Genomic DNA, 16,103 nt, shown 5'->3' with positions numbered 1-16,103 from the left:
CGCAGCCCTTTCGCGACACAAGGCCGCTCCTACAGCGACTCGCGTGCTTTTGTAGGAGCGGCCTTGTGTCGCGAAAGGGGCGCAGAGCGCCCCCCAAAAGGCCCTCAAATCCGGAAGCTGCCCACCAATTGCTTCAAGCGCCCGGCCTGCTGCGACAACGCATCGCAATGACGCAGGGTGTCGTTGAGGTTTTCCACCCCTTGCTGGTTGAGGGTGTTGATCTGGGTTATGTCCAGGTTCAGGCTCTCGACCACGGCCGTCTGCTCTTCGGTAGCCGTGGCCACCGACTGGTTCATGCCGTCGATCTCGCCAATGCGCTGGGTCACGCTGGCCAGCCGCTCGCCAGCCTGGTTGGCCACCTGCACGGTCTGTTCGCTGGAGACCTGACTGGTGTTCATGGTGTGCACGGCCTCGCGTGAACCCACCTGCAGACTGGTGATCATACGGTGAATCTCTTCGGCCGATTCCTGGGTGCGGTGCGCCAGGTTGCGGACTTCGTCGGCGACCACGGCGAACCCGCGCCCGGCCTCGCCCGCGCGGGCAGCCTCGATGGCGGCGTTGAGGGCCAGCAGGTTGGTCTGTTGGGAGATGCCCTTGATCACGTCAAGAATCTTGCCGATCTCGTCGGTGCTGGCATTGAGCGTTTCGATCTGCGCGCAGGATTCGCTGATGCGCTGGGACAAGGCGGTCATGGCGCTGATGGCTTCCTCGACCACTTCTCGGCCGCCATGGGCCTGTTCGCTGGCGCCGCTGGCATGTTGCGAGGCATCCGCCGCGTTGCGGGCGATTTCCTGGGTGGCAGCACCCAGTTCGTTGATCGCCGCCGCCACGCTGTTGGTCCGCATGCTCTGCTCTTCGGAGCCGATGATCGAGGCGTTGGAGGCGTTGACCACTTTTTCCGAAAGGTCATGCACCAGGCGGGTCGCCGAGGACACTTCGCTGATCGAGGTGTGGATGCGTTCGACGAAACGGTTGAACGAGGTGGCCAGCTCGCCGAACTCGTCCTTGTGCACCACCTCCAGGCGGCGGGTCAGGTCGCCTTCGCCCTCGGCGATGTCACGCATGGCGCGGCCCATGGTGGTCAGCGGGCGCATCAGCACCGGGATCAGCAGGCCTAGCAGCAGGGCAATGGCGGCCACGGCAATGAGCATGGCGATGATCGCCGAGGTGCGGAACTGATCGATGGCGGCGTAGGCCTTGTCCTTGTCGATCGACAGGCCGATGTACCACTGAGCCGACGGCAGGCCCGCCACCGGGGCGAAGGAAATCAGCCGTTGCTGGCCGTTGAGCACCACGTCCTGCAACCCCGAAGCAATGCGCAGGCCGCTGCCAGGGTAGATGTCCTTGAGGTTTTTCATCAGCTGGGTTTTGTCGGGGCTGACGATCACCTGGCCGTCGCTGTCGGCGAGGAAGGCGTGGCCGATGCCGCCGAAGTCGACCGAGTTGATGATCTGCACCAGGGTGTCGAGGGTCAGGTCGCCGCCGACCACGCCGATCAGTTCGCCGTTGGCCCGGCTTTTCACCGGCGTGGCGATGGTCACCATCAGGCCTCCGACCGCCCCTTGGTAGGGGGCGGTGAGCACGGTCTGGCCGGCATTGGCCGCGCTGGCGTACCAGGGCCTCTGGCGTGGGTCGTAACCGGCGGGCATCTGGGTGTCGGGGCGTTGGGTGAATACACCGTTGGCCTGGCCCAGGTAGGTGAACAGGAAGTTTCGCGTGTAGGAAGGCTGCTCGATCAGCCCGGCCAAGGTGTCGCTGGCCCCTTGCGTGGCGATGTCCTGGGCCAGGTTTTCCAGCACCAGGATGCGCCCGCTCATCCAGTTCTGCACACTGCTGGCGCTGAGTGCGCCGGCCTGTTGGACCGAGGCCTCGATGTTCTGGCGCAGGGTGTTGCGTTGCAGGTAATCGTTGTAGAGCGTGAACAGGGCAAATGCCAGCACCACGACGCCGCAGGCGCTGAGCAGGATCTTGTGGCGAAATTTCAGGTTCATGTTTCGAGACCTTGAGCCATGGAGGGGAGGGCGCCGCGCGCTTGTGACGCAACGGCGGGGCCTGTCTCCTGAGCTATCGGCTCGGGCGGTAAAACATTGAAATGCTTGCGCATTGTCTTCGGCGCAAGGCGACGGACGGCAATCTAGCGGGCGGCCAGTTGCTCGATCAGCAAGCGTGCCGCCTGGCGTAACGGTTGTTGCTTGCGCCAGAAGGCATGCACCGGCAGCTGCAGTTCATTGTGGGTATTGCGAAACGCCAGGCGCACCAGCCGCCCGCTGGCGATCAGCGGCGCGACCCTGGCCAGGGGCAAGTCACCCCAGCCCAGGCCGGCCTCGACCATCTGCAGGGCCAGGTCGAAACTGTCGGTGGTCCAGTGCGTGGCGCCGATCAGCGCACGCGGATCGAGCAGCGGCAGGTCGCGGCTGCGCACCAGGATCTGACGCACCTTGATCAGGTCTTCCAGGTATTCGATGCGCCCCTCGCGCAAGGCCGGGTGGGTGGGGGCCAAGGTCGCCACCAGCGACTCCATGCCGACGTGCTGGAAGCCGCGCCGGGCATCGACCTGCAGACCGGCGAAGGCCAGGCACAGATCGGCGCGGCCGCTGTCGAGCAAGTGCAGGGCCTCTTCCTGGGGGGCACTGAGCAGCTCGATGTCGAGCAGCGCAAAGCGCTCGCCGAGCGTGGCGATGGCGGCCAGCAAGGGGCGGTGGTCGATGTCGGGAACGACGGCGAGGGTCAGGCGGCTTTCCAGCCCCTGGGACAGCTCCAGCGCGTGTACCTGCAACAGCCCCAACTGCTCGGCAATCAGCCTGGCGTGGGGCTCCAGTGCCAGGGCCTGGGCGGTGGCGCGGACTTCGCGTGGGCCACGTTCGAACAGGGCATAGCCCAGCTCCGCTTCGAGGTTGCCGATCGCCATGCTCACCGCCGAGGGCACGCGCTGCAAGGCGCGGGCAGCAGCGGAAAACGAGCCGCGGTCGAGCACGGCGAGAAACAGCTGGATGTTGTCGCTGGAAAAGTTCATGGCAGCCTCCTGTCAGTCAATCTGAAAGCTGCTGACTTTTTCTGTCAAGAAGATTGAAGCATCCTTGCGCCCCTTCGCTTATCGCCACACGAGGTCATCGCGGTGCAGGGAGTCAAACGCAAACTGGTCTATGTGACCTTCTACGAACTGATCGGCCTGTGCATGTCGACCCTGGGGCTGGCTTACCTGTCCGACACCCAGGCCTCGCACACTGGGCCCCTGGCGGTGATGATCACCACCATCGCGATGCTCTGGAACCTGATCTACAACAGCCTGTTCGAGTACTGGGAAAGCCGCCAGGCCAAGCGCGGGCGTAGCGTGGCGCGGCGGGTGGCGCATGCCATCGGGTTCCAGCTGACCTTGGTGGTGTACTTGATTCCGCTGATCGCCTGGTGGCTGGGCATGAGCCTGGTCGAGGCATTTTTGGTGGACCTGGCGTTCATTGTTCTGGTGCCTTGCTACACCTTTGCCTACAACTGGGCGTTTGACCGGATCTTTGGTTTGCCCAATTCGGCGCTCGCGGCTGCTTGAGGGGTGGCCGTACTGGCCCTATCGCCGGCAAGAACAGCCTCTACGGGGGGATGCGAATCAACAAGGGCTCCTGCCGCGGCGCCTGCGCCTGCGGCTGCTCAGGCTCCTGCGGGCGCGGCGCACTGGCCAGCAAACTGTCCTCGACCTGCCCCGACAAGTAGTAAACCCCCGCCATGGCCCCGCTCTGGCGGTTCTCCATCAATTCCCGCCATTCCTGGTTGAGCGCCACGTTGAGGATCACCCGCAACTGCTCGACCATCTCCGGATGCTCGCGGTCATGGGTAATCATCCCGTAGCCTGCGGCCGCCACCGAGATCATCGCCCCGGCCACCTTGCCTACCGCACTGGCCACGGCACTGGCGATGCCACGCGGCGCCAGGGTGGCGCCGAGCTTCTCGCTGGCGCGGGTGGCCACCGATGACAGACCTGCGTCGGTCTGGCCTGGCCCTTTGGCGGCTTGCTGATGCAAGTGTTCACGCAGGGCCAGCCAGGCCGGTTGCTGGTCGAGGGGCTTGGCCCGCAACAGTTGATAGAGGCTGGCATTGCGTGCTTGCGGAGGGCCCAGGTGGATCGCCGGGATGTGGTTGAGACGTTGGCTGACCTGCTCGGGCGGGGCGTTGTAGCGCTGGATGATGGCCGGCAGTTGCTGGCCGAACAACTGCAGGTAGAGTTCGCTGGCGCGGTCGCGAATGCCTTCGGGGTTGATCTGCTCGGCAACCGGTTCGATGACCCGCTCGTGGTACTGCTCCTGCAGGTACAGGGCCAGGCGCTTTTCCGAGGACTCGCGGCCTTCACCGCTGTCGAGCTTGTACCAGGCGACCTTGAGGGTCAGCCATTGCTGGGTCCAGTAGCCGGTGAACCAGGGGATGAAGTCGTTTTCCGTGCGTTGCTGGACCTGTTCCTTCCATACCCGCATCGAACGTCGCGCATAGTCGTTGGCCGAGCCCGCCGCGCCGACCGAGGCGTCGATCAGTTCCTGGTCGATGCGTTGCCAGGTGACCGGGTCGAGCACGGCGAATGGGGGCGGCGGGGCCGGGGGTTTGCCTGCGCAGCCGGCGATTGCCAGCAAGAGGCAGAGCAGGATTGGAATGCGCGTGCTCAATCGGCTGCCTCCCTGAGTAGAGGCTGGGTGGTTCTTCGAGTATAGGGCGGTGTACCCGGGGCTGCGTTGCAGCCCATCGCAGCGGCCGCTGTTATTCCAGGTTCAACTTGTCTTCCAAACGGTCGAGATGCTCATGCATCAACGCCAGCGCCGCCCCCTCGTCACCGGCCTCCACGGCATCGATGATCGCGGCATGCTCCTGCCAGGCGCAGTGGTCGCAGCAGGGTGATTCATAGCGGGCGATGATCAACGAGGTCATCGGCACCAGGCCGTTGAGAAACCTGGCCAGTGGCGCGTTGGCGGCCACCTGGGCGAGCTTGAGGTGAAACTCGCCGCCCAAACGGATGGCCGCGCAGCGCTCGCCCCGTTCGTGATGCTGGCGTTCGCGCTCCACCAGCTGGCGCAACTGGCGAACCTGTGAAGGCCGCGCGCGCTGGGCAGCCAGGCTGATCAAGGTGGTTTCGGCCAGGCGCCGGGCGCTGAGCACCTGACGTGCCTGTTGCGGGTCGGGCGCGGCCAGGTGGGCGGTGTGGCTGGGGCGTTGCACCACCACCTGCTGGTCCGACAGCCGTCCGAGCACTCGGCGGATCACCGTGCGGCTGACCCCAAAGGCATTGCCCAGTGCCTGTTCGGGCAGCAGGCTGCCAGGTGGCAGGCGTTGTTCGAGGATGGCGTCGAACAGGCGCGGGTAGATCTGATCGGCCGACAGGCGGGTTTCGCCAGCGGCAAGCAGGGCAGGCAGACGGGGGGCGGCGTGGGCGCAGGCGGTCATGGTCGCTCTCCTTGGGGTCAGGGCTGCGGATGGTCGTCCGGGATGTTCAGTTCGATGCCCATGCGCAGGCCTTCGGCCAGGATGTGCTGGCGCATCTGGGCACTGGCCTGGGCGCTGTTGCGTTCGCGTATGGCGCGGACCACGGCTTCGTTTTCCTTGAGCCGTGCGGCCAGGTGTTCGGGTGAGTTGCGCAGCATGCTGGCGCTTTGCTTGAGGGCATTGCCGGTCTGCTGCACCACGCTCTGGAAGATCGGGTTGGTGGTCAGGGCGAACAGCGCTTCGTGGAAGGCGATGTAGGCCTTGGCGCCGGTCTCGCTGTCATTGGCCTCCAGCGCCTCGCGCATGTCCATCAGGGTCAGGCGTAACTGGCCGATGTCCTGGCTGTTGGCCGACTGCGCCACCAGGCCGACGATGAACGGTTCGAGGGTGTAGCGCAGCTCCAGCACGTCGGCCAGGCTGGCAGCGGCGGTATCGCTGCCGGGCTCGTGCACGGCCGCCTCGGCATCCAGCACCAGCACGCCCTTGCCCGGCAGCGAGCGCACCAGGCCCAGGGTCTCCAGCACGGTCACCGCTTCGCGCAGGCTGGGGCGGCTGATGCCCAGCTGTTCGGCCAGTTCGCGCTGCCCGGGCAGCATGTCGCCGGAGCGCCATTGGCCGCGGGCCAGGGCCTGGCGCAGTTTTTCCACCACTGAGGTGACGACGGTCGATGAGCTGATCACGTTTCGCTCCTGAAAGGGCCGGCGTCAGCGCCGGCCACATGGGCTCAGAATTCCTGTTGATGGGCGTTGGCTGGCTTGCGTGGTGCATGGGCGAAGCCGGGTTTGCCAGCCAGCACGTTCTGCGCACGCTCAAGGTCGATGTCTTTTTCCCAGCGGGCAATGGCCACCGTGGCCACGCAGTTGCCTATCAGGTTGGTCAAGGCCCGGCCGATGCCCATGAACCAGTCCACCGCGAGCACCAGCACCAGGCCCACCACCGGAATGGCCGGCACGGCGGTCAGGGTAGCGGCAAGGATCACCAGCGCCGAGCCTGGGATGCCGTGGGCACCCTTGGAAGTCACCAGCGAGACCAGCAGGATGGTCAACAGGTCGGTCATCTCCAGCGGCGTACCGGTGGCGTTGGCGATGAACACGATGGCCAGGGTCAGGTAGATGGAGAAACCGTCCAGGTTGAACGAGTAGCCGGTCGGGATCACCAGGCCCACGGTGGAGCTGCCAATCCCCAGGTGCTCGAGCTTGCGCATGATCTGCGGCAGCACGGCGTCGGACGAAGCGGTGCCAAGGACGATGGTCAGTTCTTCGCGCAGGTACTTGATGAACGGCAGCAGCTTGAGGCCCGACAGACGCATCACCGTACCGAGGATGATCAGCACGAAGCCGGCGCAGGTCAGGTAGAACAGGGCCACCAGGCCGCCCAGGTGCTGCAGCGATTCCAGGCCGTACTTGCTGGTGGTGAAGGCGATGGCGCCGAAGACGCCGATCGGCGCCAGGCGCACGATCATGCCCATGATGCGGAAGATCACATGGCTCAGTTCGTTGATCAGCCGCGAGATGCCGGCCGCCGATTCGCCCACCAGGTTCAGCGCGCTGCCGAACAGCACCGAGAACAGCAGTACCTGGAGAATGTTGTTGTCGGCGAAGGCACCCACCACCGACGTCGGGATCAGGTCCATGAAGAACGCCGTGGCACCGTGGATATGCTGGCCGCGCTCGGCCAGGCTGCTGGCGTCGGCGCTGGACAGTTGGTCCAGGTGGATGTTGGCACCGCTGCCGATGCCGCTGCTGAAGGCGAACACCAGCCCGATCACCAGGGCGATTGTGGTGAGTACTTCGAAGTAGATCACTGACTTCAAGCCGATGCGGCCGACTTTCTTCAGGTCGCCGGCACCGGAAATACCGCTGACCACCACGCAGAAGACGATCAGGCCGATGAGCATCTTGATCAGCTTGATGAAGCCATCGCCCAGGGGTTTGAGTTGCAGGGAAAGGTCGGGGAAGCTGAGGCCGCAGGCGATGCCGAGGGCAAGGCCGAGCACCACTTGCAGGAAGATCGAACGCGAGCACCATTTGAGCATGGGAGTGATCTCTGGTCGGTGTCCTTGCTTCGGTGCCGCACGGGGCGAAAGAGCGGAGGACTTAATTATTTTTGTGGTCTTACCGGTTTGTTCAGCGCGAACTCATAAAACCGCGAAAAATCGGCCATTGCAAGGAATTTTGGCCTTACCGGTCTGACCAGTTGTGGTGCATTCTGGCCTGCCAGGCTCTAGTCCGGTGCGTACGCTGATTGGAAAGGTTCAACAGGCCGCAGGTGATGCGCGGAGCGAGATCAGGGCCTGGCCAGCACCGGTCCATCGCTGCAATCAGCTTGCCAAGATCTTAGGGCGGTAAGGCATATTTCGTTACATTTGTATCATTCATATAATGAATTTCGTAGAATTCACGGCGTGGATAAGTCCGGATGGCTGCCTGGACAGCTGTCGGTACGTCAGTGAATGGAGTTTCAACGTGCGCCTCAACTTGCCGGTTACCCCGGTCGAGCAATGTTTCCCCCCCGATCAGCGGCTGATTTCGGCCACCGACACCGCCAGTCTGATCACCTACTGCAACCCTGAATTCGCCGCCATCAGCGGTTACAGCGAAGCCGAGCTGATCGGTAGCCCGCACAACCTGGTACGCCATCCGGACATGCCGCCGGCGGTGTACGCGTTGATGTGGCGTTACCTCAAGGCGGGCAAGAGCTGGATGGGGATCGTCAAGAACCGCTGCCGCAACGGCGACTTCTACTGGGTCAATGCCTATGTCACGCCGATCCTCGAAGGTGGGCGGGTGGTCGGCTATGAGTCGGTGCGGGTCTGCCCGACCCGTGAACAGATACGCCGGGCCGAGGCCCTGTATGCACGCTTGCGCGAGGGGCAGGCAGCGATACCGGTGGGCCGCCGGCTGGCGCTGCTGGGCCAGACGCTGGCCTTGCCGCTGCTGGGCGGGCTGCTCGCCGTGGGCGCCAACCAGCTGTGGCCGGGGCCGCTCGGCCAAGGGCTGACCCTGACGTTGTTCGCGGCCTACGGGCTGTGGGCACGCAATGACCTGGGCCGGCAGTTACGGCAGGTGATCGATGGCGCCGAGGGCACGTTCGCCGACCCGCTGGCCGCGCTGACCTACAGCGACTTGCCGGGGGCGGCTGGGCAGCTGCAGCTGATCCTGATCGGCGAGGAGGCGCGTCTCAAGACCGCGCTCACTCGCCTGAGCGACCTGGCCGCGCAAATGGCCGTGGCGGCGCAGGATGCAGGGCGCCTGTCGCGCGGCACCGAGACGGCATTGCTGGAGCAGCGTGCGGAGACGGACCTGAGCGCCACCGCGATGACCGAAATGGCCGCCTCTATCGGCGAAGTCGCCAGCCACGTACAGCTCACAGCAGGGGAGGCACATACCGTGCACCTGCTCGCCGAGCAAGGCAGCCAGGTGGCCGACGCCAGCGGCGCGGCGATCCGAGCGCTGGCCGACACGGTCGAGCAGATCAACCAGGCGGTACTGCACCTGGCCGGACAGTGCGCCGGGATTGGCGAAGCCACCGGGATGATCCGCGCCATCGCCGAACAGACCAACTTGCTGGCCCTCAATGCGGCCATCGAAGCGGCGCGCGCCGGCGAGCAGGGCCGCGGCTTTGCCGTGGTGGCCGATGAAGTGCGGGCGCTGGCCGACAAGACTCGTCAATCGACCCTGCATATCCAAGGCATCATCGACGCCCTGCGCAGCGGTGCCGAGCAGGCCGTGGACATGGCCAGCCAGGGTATCGCCGGTGCCGAGCAGGGCGTGGAGCAGGTGCAGCAAGCGCAGCAGACGCTGCATGACATCCGTGACGCGGTGCAACGCATCAGCAGCATGAGCCAGCAAATGGCGACCGCCTCGCAGCAGCAATCGGCGGTGGCCGAGGACGTCTCGCGGCAGATCAATGGCGTGGCGGGCATCGCTCAGCAGAGCGCCCGCAGTGCCAATGCCGCCGCTTCGCGGGGTGCGGAGCTTGAGCAGGTGTGCGTTGGATTGCGCGCCCTGGTAGAGCGCTTCAACCGCTGACCCAGGATGCTTATGGACGATATCTATCGCGCAGCCGTGGACGCGGCCGCGATCTTTTCCGAAACCGATCTGCGTGGCTCTATCACCTACGTCAACCAGCAGTTCTGCAGTATTTCCGGCTACAGCCGCGACGAATTGCTGGGGGCCAACCACCGCATTCTCAATTCGGGCCTGCACGAGCCGGAGTTCTTCCTGAGCATGTGGCGGGCCTTGGCCGCGGGCAAGGTGTGGAAGGGCGAGATCTGCAACCGCGCCAAGGATGGCTCGCTGTATTGGGTCGATAGCACCATGGTGCCGCTGATCGACCCGTCGACCGGGCAGGTGCGCAAGTACGTGTCGATCCGCTTCGATGTCACCGAAAAGCGTCAGTTGCTGCACACCCTGCAGTGGCGGGTGGGGCACGATGTGCTCACCGGCCTGCCCAACCGTGCCTACCTGTCGGACTTGCTCAACCAGGCCCTGGCCTTCTCCCGCCGGGAAGACATCTCCCTGGCGGTGTGCATGCTCGACCTGGATGGTTTCAAGGCGGTCAACGATGGTTACGGGCACGCGACGGGCGACCTGCTGCTGGTGGAGGTGGCGCAGCGGCTCAAGGGCATCTTGCGCAGTGGCGATGCGGTGGCGCGGCTGTCGGGCGACGAGTTCGTGCTGATATTGCGCCATGTCGACACCCCCCAGCAGTTGCATGTCGCCTTGCAGCGCGTGCTACGGGGGGTGGCTGCGCCCTATGCGATACGCGAGCAACGGCTGTCGTTGAGCGCCAGTATCGGGGTCACCCTGTTCCCCCTGGACGATGAGGATGCCGACACCCTGGTGCGCCACGCTGATCAGGCCATGTACGTGGCCAAGCAGCAGGGCCGCAACCGCTACCACGTGTTCGACGTCTCCCAAGAACTTGAACTGCAGGCCACACACCAGACCGTGGCGCGAGTGCGCTGGGCCCTGCGCAACCGTGAGCTGTGCCTGCATTATCAACCCAAGGTCAACCTGCGTACCGGCCAGGTCCTGGGCTTCGAGGCCCTGCTGCGCTGGCAGCGACCCGGCGGCGAGCTGGTCTTGCCGGGCAAGTTCTTGCCGCTCGTGGAGCAGACCGACTTGATCGTCGAGATCGGTGAGTGGGTGATCGAACACGCCCTGCAGCGGCTGCAGGCCTGGCAGCGCCAAGGCCGGCCCTGGTCGCTGAGCGTCAACATTGCCGCCCGCCACTTGCAGCGTGACGATTTCGTCGAGCGCCTGAAACAATTGCTGGTGGCGTATCCGCACGTCGACCCGAGCCGGCTGGACCTGGAAATCGTCGAGTCGGTGGCGATCGACAACCTGCCGCATGTCAGCCGCTGCCTGGAAGCCTGCCAGGCGCTGGGGGTGCGGTTTTCCCTGGATGATTTCGGCACCGGGTACTCGTCGCTCAGTTACCTCAAGCGCCTGCCCACCCAGACCATCAAGATCGACAAGTCGTTCGTGCGCGACATCCTTCACGACCAGGATGACCTGGCCCTGACCGGTGCGGTGATCGGCCTGGCGCGGGCCTTTGGTCGCGAGGTGATCGCTGAAGGGCTGGAGAGTGTCGAGCATGGGCGGGTGTTGATGGCGCTGGGTTGCGAGCTGGCGCAGGGGTACTGCATTGCACCACCGATGCCTGCCACACAGGTGGTGCAGTGGGTGGCGAACTATCGGCAACCCAGCGAGTGGAAAGACGAGTGACCTGGACGGCCCCGTGCCAGGTATCCGGCAAGGCGCCCTCCAGGTCTCGGCTCAGGCCAGCGAGCTGGCGATGACCTCGGTCAGGCTGCGCAGCAGTGCCTGTTCCGCCGCCGTGCGAGTACTGAGCAGCAACGCGCTCGCGCGGGTGTAGATGTCGTTTTCATCGACATAGCGATCGGAAACCAGGTCGACCCGCTGTACGACACCGTCGCGCCGCCAGTGCAGGCCGTCGATGTCGCCCAGTGCCTGCTCCAGTGCATCGATGTAGGCTGCCGGCACTGGCGGCCCGGTATAGTCGCCCGGGTTATCCGTGGCTTCGGTCAGTTCGCTGTGGTACTCGGTTGCCGCTTCCCATTCCCTGGCCAGCGCCTCGAACGCATTTGCCCGCAGGCGGCGTAGCCAGGTCTGCCAGAACCGCTGTTCGCAGGCCCATTTGCTGAACACGCTGCGACTCACATCCGACATCACGGCGCCGCCCAGTCGGTTCACGGTCGCGGGGCTCAGGCGTGCCAGGTAGTCGAACATGATCTGCTGGGGTTGCGGCGGTAGCCCGAGCGTTTCGCGCAGGTGCATGCGCGCATGCAAGGCCATTTCGATTTCGTCGATGTTGTAGTCGGGCTCGGTCAGCGCGGTATCGTCGATGTCATCATCGGCATGCAGCGGCGGCGCGGCTTCGCGTTGTGCATCGTCGGTCGCCTCCGCCAACGCCCGGCGCCTGGCCACGCGGGCGTTGTACAGCTCGCCCACGCGCTCGTCGAGGCGCTGTTGGCGCAGCAGCCCGACGGCGCTGCTCACCGCTACCTGCTCGCTCGCTGCGCCAGCCTCGGCGGCATTGACCGCATCCCACAGCATCACGTCGGTTTCGATCTGCTGGAACAGCAGGCTGGCCTGGTCGACGCAGCCTTGGGTGGCATCGTTGATGGTCTCGATGATCTGTTCGTGCAATTGCGCCCGGCCCCATCCACCGCCGTCAGCTTCGCCAGGGTTGGCACTGAGGGTGCGCAGGACATGTTGCATGCGTGCCCGGACGCGGGTCGGTTGGTTCAGGTAGTCCGCTGTTCGGGTCAACCGTTCGAACAGCTGGTACAGCGGCTGCCAGGTCGGCTCGTTGGCGGTCAACGCCTGATGCTCCAGCAGTTCGGCTGGCCAGTCGATATACCAAGGGTTTTCCGCCTCGCCGACACTGATCGCGGGCAGCCCGGCATCGGCCAGGCGCTGTTGCGCTTGCTCGCTGAACGGGTTGTCGTCGAAGTCGTAACTGGCTCGCGGTTCGTCCGAATGTACCGCCTCGGCGAAAGCACTGCCTTCAAGGGCGGGCGCATCGGTGATCTCGTTCTCGCTGAGATCCAGGCTCTGTAACTGCAAAGGGCGTCGATTCAGCAGTTCGGCAAGGCCGTTTGGCCACTCGGCGATGCCGGTATGCTGCAGGTCCAGTGCCTGCAACTGATGCCAGCCGCTGACATCGGGCGCCATGTCCAGCGGGTTCTCACTGAGGAACAGGGTGTGCAGGCGGTTCAGGCGGGCGAGGGCGGCGCGGCTTTGCTCGGTTAGCGTGGTGTCGTTGCCGGACATGCTCAGGTCGATAAGTGATGGCCAGCGCTCCAGTGCCTGGAAATGCTCGGTGGTGAGGTTCAGGCCATTGCTGTCGATCGCCAGGGTCGCCAGGTTCGGCAGGTTGGCCAGCCGCTCCAGCGCGGCGACTGGCAGCGTTTGCAGGGTATTGCTGAGGTTGAGGCGCAGCAGGTTGTTGCACCCTGCCAGCAGATCGAGGCTGGCGCCGTCGCCAAGCTCAAGGGTGTTGTTCGACAGATCAAGGTTTTGCAATTCGGCCATCCGTTCGATCGAGGACGGGATGTGCTCGAGCAGGTTGCATTCCAGATCCAACGCTTGCACGTTGGGGAAGTTGCCGAGAAACGTATCCAGGCTGGCAAGTGATGACTCGTACAAGAAGGTAATGCTCAACTGCCGCACATGGGGCATGGGCGCTGGCAAGGTGGGCAGGGCGCCGAGGTTGCGGCCATCCAGTTCGAGAATCACATGTTCGATGCTGCTGGCGGGGTTGGTCGACTCCCGGCGCCAGGCCATGCGCAAGCGCCTGGCTGTTTCGGCGCGGGCGCTGCGTTGCACCATGAAGGCGCCGTTTTCTGCCACGAAGGGCTCGTGGATCCACTGCTGGAGGGTACTTTCAAGCTGCAGGTACTCTACCCGGAGACGTTCGAGCAGTGCGCCGAAAGATTGTTCACCGGCTTCCTGGAGCAGACGTTGGCGCAAGACCACCCGTGCCTGCGGCTCGGTGGCAGGGAACAGCCGGTTGAACAGCTCGTCTTCGGTTATCCAGCCCTGGCCGCGCCCGCTGAGCGCATAGCCGAACTGGCCGCCCGGCAGGCGTCGTGGCAGGCGGTACAGCGGTCGCACAGGTTGCATGCCCAGGGCGCGTGCTGCATGGGCCCGGTCGCCAGCCAGGAGATCGAACAGGGCGTCGTTGAGTGCTTCCGGTTCGTGGATCTGCAGGCCCAGCGACAGGCGTTCGCTGTCGGGCAAAGCATTGAGAATCGCCTGGAAGATGTCCACCGGGTTGGCCAGGGTTTCATCCCGTTCATTGCGTGGCTCATAGCCTTTTTCGCTGCGGATGACCTTCTTCGTCGGCAACTGCTCGTGACCGCTGGCATGTATCAAGCGACCGGATGACGAACCTTCGCGCAGCTCAACGCGCACGCTGGCTGTCCAGCCTGGCAGTTGCTCAAGGGCGCCGAATACCAGGGCGTCGCGGTCAACCACCGGGCCGCTTTGCAAACGCATCCGGGCCAGGGCGCGGTTGAGGCGGGCGTCGCGCAGGTAAAGGCGCGCGGTTTCGGCCAGACGCAGGGGCACGCGTTGGGTGCGTTGCATCTGCTCAAGTTCCGCTGGGCGCGCCTGGGCGAGCATCTCGGCCTGCACCCTTGCGCTGAGCGACGGGAAGTCTCGCACCAGCAGAATGCCGTTGGACGTGACTGCCGGTGGCGGCGGGACCTGACCACCCAACGCCTCCAGGCTATCGAGCAACAACGCCGGGGCCGATTCGCGGTCGACCATCACCCGGCGCAGCATCGTTTCGTCATACCCGCTGCATTGCAAGGCACGCTGCAGCGCTGGCTGGTCCATGCCGGTGGCGGTAGTGGCCAGCCGCTGCAAGAGCTGTGTGCGATCCCAATGCAAGGGTTGCTCATGAGCGAAGATCCAGGGCCCTGGGTCGATGCCCTGCAAGGTCGGCTGGATGCGATGCCCATGGCTTGCAGCCAGGCGTCGACTGCCATCTGTGGTCCTTTCAAGTGGATAGCGCTGGCCCTGCATCTTGAGCCAGCGTTGCCCTTGCCCTTGATGCAGGCCATCGGCACCTGCTGTCAGCGGTTGTCCTGCCTCGCCCTGGAAGGGTGTCAGGTCGCCGTGCCAAAGCCGTGTACCGACCTCGCTGTCGATCATGTGCCAGCCCTGCAATGGCCCGCTGGGCGCGACCAGGCCTGCGGCAGCGCCCAGGGCTGCGAACTGCGCCAGACTTTCGACAACGCTGAACAAGTGGGCAATGGCTTCGTCACTGTCCTGTTCGTTGGCGGCGTGAACGCCTTCGAGGAATTCGTCGACGATCTGTGCGCCGCCCACCACCAGCATCAACTCGGCCAGGCCGGGGACGAAGAAACTCGCCATGTTCAGTACGGTCAGCCCGGTGCCCAGCCAGCTTTCGATGCGTGCCAATTGCGCCCGCGCGTCGAGCTGGCCGACCGGGACGGCCACGCTGGCGGCATCGACGAACTTGCGTTCCACCAGTGTCCGCGCCCGGGCCTTGAAGCAATCGCCCGTCCAGGGCGTGAGGGTGAGCGGCAGGCGGGCGTTCAGGTCGCGGGTTTCCTGCCAAATGTCGTGGGGCGAGGGGAAGGTACGCTTGAGCCAACTGAAGCGGTCACCTTTGTCCAGCACCGGCGGTGTGGCGTGCAGTTCGTCGTAAGGGTAGAGCGGGTAAAGGCACTCGCGCAGGCGCTTGCTGAAACCGGCCTGTTCGGCCAGTGGCACATGGCGGCAGAAAAACGCACGAAAATCGTGATCGGCCAAGCGCTGTGTCAGCGCGGTTTTCAGCGTCGCCAAGGAGGCGTACTGGCGCAGCGGGCCTTGTGGATCGCCCGGCAGATAGAAGAGGCAGGGCTCGCTGGCGCTGGGCTGTTCCAACTGGATGACCAGCGGGCCGTACAGGGGCGTGTCGAACAGGCTCAGGTACGCACACTGCCAGGTGCGGTTGCCGGAGGGCGTCGCTACGGTTGCCTGATTTTCCTGTACGGCCCGGGCCAGTGCTTCGCCGCGGCTGTCGATATGGCCGCGCAATTTCGCCAAGGCCGTTTCGGCTCGCAGGCTGGCACGGTCCTGTGATTCGAGCAGCGACCGAAAGGCGTCGTTGTCGACCACATCACCCAGGTGAAAGCGGTATCGCTGGCCCAGGTCAAGGTTTCGCACGCCTTTGACGAAGGGCGAGGGATCCAGCGCCAGCGGGCTGAAATCCGCGGCGAGCAGTTTGATCCGGGCATCGGGCTGGAAATTCTGCAGGGCAGCTTCCAGCACGGACAGGTGCTTCAAGCGCGGATCTTCGTTGAACAGCACCCGTGCCTGGAGCAGCGACGCCGCCGGTGTATCCGGGAACCAGCGGGCGAGCGCCGGTTCCAGCAGCGGGCGGCAGAAGGCATCGACCGCTTGTAATGGCGCGAAGGCCTGCCTCAGGCGCTGTGTCTGGCGCTGGCTATCACGGATCAGCAACGCCAGTTCGGCGCGCTGTGCCGGGCTGGCCTGGTGCAGCCACTGGGGGATCTGGCGTTGGACCAGAGCGAGATGGGAGTGAAGGGCGTGGGTCATCGACAGCTCCTGCGGGTGAGGGAGCAGGGAGGCTAGCGATGC

The 16,103-nt window shown here is 64.8% G+C and carries 10 protein-coding genes and 2 pseudogenes; 4 read left to right on the top strand and 8 right to left on the bottom strand.

Annotated elements, in window-relative coordinates; translation table 11 throughout:
- Positions 1–104: 104 nt before the first annotated feature.
- From ACIPZG_RS22635 to ACIPZG_RS22625, 3 genes and pseudogenes are all read right to left on the bottom strand, one after another.
- The gene (locus tag ACIPZG_RS22635) at positions 105–845 is read right to left on the bottom strand and encodes a methyl-accepting chemotaxis protein (protein ID WP_400717206.1); all 741 of its coding nucleotides are present in this window, start codon (positions 843–845) and stop codon (positions 105–107) included.
- A gap of 117 nt (positions 846–962) precedes the next feature.
- A pseudogene (locus tag ACIPZG_RS22630) lies at positions 963–1,991 on the bottom strand (cache domain-containing protein); the annotation flags it as partial.
- Positions 1,992–2,134: 143 nt separating this feature from the next.
- Positions 2,135–3,013, bottom strand: coding sequence for a LysR family transcriptional regulator (locus ACIPZG_RS22625; protein ID WP_400717050.1), 879 nt, complete (start codon positions 3,011–3,013; stop codon positions 2,135–2,137).
- Positions 3,014–3,115: 102 nt separating this feature from the next.
- On the opposite strand from ACIPZG_RS22625, the gene ACIPZG_RS22620 reads away from it, so the two are divergent.
- Entirely contained in the window at positions 3,116–3,544 is a 429-nt protein-coding gene (locus ACIPZG_RS22620; RefSeq protein ID WP_008099818.1) for a PACE efflux transporter, read from the top strand.
- A gap of 40 nt (positions 3,545–3,584) precedes the next feature.
- Here the strand turns inward: ACIPZG_RS22620 and ACIPZG_RS22615 are convergent, their stop codons facing one another.
- The 4 genes from ACIPZG_RS22615 to ACIPZG_RS22600 form a co-directional block, all read right to left on the bottom strand.
- Positions 3,585–4,646 carry a hypothetical protein gene (locus ACIPZG_RS22615; RefSeq protein ID WP_400717047.1) on the bottom strand — a complete coding sequence of 354 codons (1,062 nt, stop codon included), beginning with the start codon at positions 4,644–4,646 and terminating at the stop codon, positions 3,585–3,587.
- A 91-nt stretch (positions 4,647–4,737) separates the two neighbouring features.
- On the bottom strand, positions 4,738–5,418 hold the full coding sequence (locus tag ACIPZG_RS22610; RefSeq protein WP_400717044.1) for a GntR family transcriptional regulator: 681 nt from the start codon (positions 5,416–5,418) through the stop codon (positions 4,738–4,740).
- A 17-nt stretch (positions 5,419–5,435) separates the two neighbouring features.
- Positions 5,436–6,137 (bottom strand): FadR/GntR family transcriptional regulator, encoded by a 702-nt coding sequence (locus ACIPZG_RS22605; protein ID WP_400717042.1) that lies wholly within the window; start codon positions 6,135–6,137, stop codon positions 5,436–5,438.
- Positions 6,138–6,181: 44 nt separating this feature from the next.
- Positions 6,182–7,492, bottom strand: a complete 1,311-nt coding sequence (locus ACIPZG_RS22600) for a C4-dicarboxylate transporter DctA (protein WP_400717039.1) — start codon at positions 7,490–7,492, stop codon at positions 6,182–6,184.
- 346 nt (positions 7,493–7,838) lie between these two features.
- Between ACIPZG_RS22600 and ACIPZG_RS22595 the strand changes: the two are divergent.
- The 3 genes and pseudogenes from ACIPZG_RS22595 to ACIPZG_RS22585 all read left to right on the top strand — a co-directional run.
- A pseudogene (locus ACIPZG_RS22595) lies at positions 7,839–8,204 on the top strand (PAS domain-containing protein); the annotation flags it as partial.
- Between the two features lie 207 nt (positions 8,205–8,411).
- Positions 8,412–9,488, top strand: coding sequence for a methyl-accepting chemotaxis protein (locus ACIPZG_RS22590; protein ID WP_400717204.1), 1,077 nt, complete (start codon positions 8,412–8,414; stop codon positions 9,486–9,488).
- A gap of 12 nt (positions 9,489–9,500) precedes the next feature.
- A complete protein-coding gene (locus ACIPZG_RS22585; protein WP_400717036.1) occupies positions 9,501–11,189 on the top strand; it encodes a putative bifunctional diguanylate cyclase/phosphodiesterase in 1,689 nt (562 codons plus the stop codon).
- 51 nt (positions 11,190–11,240) lie between these two features.
- On the opposite strand, the gene ACIPZG_RS22580 is transcribed toward ACIPZG_RS22585, so the two are convergent.
- Entirely contained in the window at positions 11,241–16,061 is a 4,821-nt protein-coding gene (locus tag ACIPZG_RS22580; protein ID WP_400717034.1) for a dermonecrotic toxin domain-containing protein, read from the bottom strand.
- Positions 16,062–16,103: the final 42 nt, after the last annotated feature.

This window comes from Pseudomonas sp. NPDC089395 (assembly GCF_044749525.1).
GTDB lineage: Bacteria > Pseudomonadota > Gammaproteobacteria > Pseudomonadales > Pseudomonadaceae > Aquipseudomonas.
The sequence above is the reverse complement of the archived record's forward strand: the minus strand, read 5'-3'. Positions and strand labels throughout refer to the sequence as shown.

Excerpts from the sequence above, each read along its gene's own strand:
- ACIPZG_RS22635 (WP_400717206.1), bottom strand. The coding sequence starts at position 845 with ATGCGGACCAACAGCGTGGCGGCGGCGATCAACGAACTGGGTGCTGCC.
- ACIPZG_RS22580 (WP_400717034.1), bottom strand. The coding sequence starts at position 16,061 with ATGACCCACGCCCTTCACTCCCATCTCGCTCTGGTCCAACGCCAGATC.
- ACIPZG_RS22625 (WP_400717050.1), bottom strand. The coding sequence starts at position 3,013 with ATGAACTTTTCCAGCGACAACATCCAGCTGTTTCTCGCCGTGCTCGAC.
- ACIPZG_RS22585 (WP_400717036.1), top strand. The coding sequence starts at position 9,501 with ATGGACGATATCTATCGCGCAGCCGTGGACGCGGCCGCGATCTTTTCC.
- ACIPZG_RS22610 (WP_400717044.1), bottom strand. The coding sequence starts at position 5,418 with ATGACCGCCTGCGCCCACGCCGCCCCCCGTCTGCCTGCCCTGCTTGCC.
- ACIPZG_RS22600 (WP_400717039.1), bottom strand. The coding sequence starts at position 7,492 with ATGCTCAAATGGTGCTCGCGTTCGATCTTCCTGCAAGTGGTGCTCGGC.